Source organism: Bradyrhizobium zhengyangense (assembly GCF_022012555.1).
GTDB classification, from domain to species: domain Bacteria; phylum Pseudomonadota; class Alphaproteobacteria; order Rhizobiales; family Xanthobacteraceae; genus Bradyrhizobium; species Bradyrhizobium zhengyangense.
The window spans coordinates 1-1404 of the sequence record NZ_JAKLTZ010000073.1 but is presented as its reverse complement, the minus strand read 5'-3'; the positions used below and the strand labels follow the sequence as shown (position 1 = coordinate 1404).

3 protein-coding genes are annotated in these 1404 nt (G+C 58.0%); 2 read left to right on the top strand and 1 reads right to left on the bottom strand.

All coding sequences use genetic code 11. The features are described from left to right. Positions 1–33 precede the first annotated feature (33 nt). The gene (locus L6639_RS43720; protein WP_377819256.1) at positions 34–231 is read left to right on the top strand and encodes an HNH endonuclease; all 198 of its coding nucleotides are present in this window, start codon (positions 34–36) and stop codon (positions 229–231) included. Between the two features lie 185 nt (positions 232–416). Next, the gene (locus tag L6639_RS42880; RefSeq protein ID WP_237867370.1) at positions 417–797 is read left to right on the top strand and encodes a hypothetical protein; all 381 of its coding nucleotides are present in this window, start codon (positions 417–419) and stop codon (positions 795–797) included. A gap of 84 nt (positions 798–881) precedes the next feature. Here L6639_RS42880 and L6639_RS42875 read toward each other — a convergent pair whose 3' ends face one another. Further along, complete coding sequence (locus L6639_RS42875) at positions 882–1064, bottom strand: hypothetical protein (RefSeq protein WP_237867369.1); 183 nt, start codon at positions 1062–1064, stop codon at positions 882–884. Positions 1065–1404 lie beyond the last annotated feature (340 nt).

Sequence of the window (1404 nt, the reverse complement as noted above, 5' to 3'; positions counted from 1 at the left end):
TCGCTCTCTCCTCAGCTATCCGAGGAGGGGGCAATTCCTCATGTCGCTGAGGGGGCAGTTTTCCATGGCGCGCGACAACAGTTCTGCACTACCCCGAACGACAGGCTAACTGCACACCACGTCATTGAACGCGGCACGCCAGGCGCGACCGACACGCTGGACAATCTGCGTACCCTTTGTATGCGGTGTCATAACCGGCAGCATGGCCAGCGAGGCAGGCGCGTGCTGTGAAGGCTCGCGCGGGACGCCTTCAGTCGCTTAGGGGTAGGGGGGTAGATTCGCTGGCGCGAAGGCCCTAAGGCCCGATGGGTCCCGAATTTTACGTATCCCCAAAATGGGAAAACTCGGAGATGACCGTCGCAACTACGTCAGATTCTGAGCGTTGGGTTGTCCGATCCCATATCCAAGGAGTGGTAATGACAGAACGTCGTCAGGTCTTACCGTGGCTGCTACTTGCGCTGGTTGTCGTACTCGCGGCGGGCGGTCTTGTTTGGGCGAACCGCGAAATACAAACGCTAAGAACAGAGAGGGCGTCGCATCAAGACCCCGGGGCGGAACAGGGCAACCAGACGGCTGAACTTCAGAAGGCTGTTCAGGATGTTCAGATGTCCCAACAAAAGTTGGCAGACCAACTGACCGACTTGCAGGCCAGACTTGCGAAAGAGGGCGGCGAGCGCAAACTCTTGTCTGACCAACTTGGTTCAATCAGCGCACGCGTTGATGCGCTGGCATCCGCGAATGCGGAGAGCACCGCGACCACGCAGCCTGCGCGACGAAACCCACGCACGAAGCGATAAGACGTTCGCGGTTGGTTCGACTCGGAAAAGTCTTTCCAGAAATGGGCAAGAGTTTTCCGAGTAAAGAGAACGAACGGAGACGCGTCAACGTTGGTGACCAAGCCCGATACCAAGGCTTGATGCCTTCATCCGTAAAGAGGGCACGCTACGCTTCGTCTGTTTAGCGATCTTCACAATCGGCGTGCGTGCCTTTGAGTACGCGCGCAACTCTTTGACGTCCGCTGCAGTCCACTCGCGGCGAACAATCTTCTTCGTCTTCGTTGCCATGTAGGCTCCCTGATTTTAGAGCGGGGCTTCTAGCAGGATCGTCGAAAATAACAAGGTCGCGCTAGCTGCGACACACTGTGTCAGTAATTTTGTCGACGGTCGCCGAAGCCATCCTCATCGAGGGGCCCGCGATTGATGTCCGGTCCCCCCGCCATTTGCTGACCAATTGCGGACGTTCTCCGGAGTCGCAGATGGGCCAGAGCACAAAGTCGCTGCGCTCCAGCCCGCTGCGCGGGAGCAAGAGCCGAGAGGCCGGTAGCCATTTGAGACGATAGTGGTAGCACTGGAGAGCCCCGTCCTGAGAATCGAGGTGTTGCAACCCTCACTCAGGAAGGAGCTC

Excerpts from the sequence above, each read along its gene's own strand:
- L6639_RS42880 (WP_237867370.1), top strand. The coding sequence starts at position 417 with ATGACAGAACGTCGTCAGGTCTTACCGTGGCTGCTACTTGCGCTGGTT.
- L6639_RS42875 (WP_237867369.1), bottom strand. The coding sequence starts at position 1,064 with ATGGCAACGAAGACGAAGAAGATTGTTCGCCGCGAGTGGACTGCAGCG.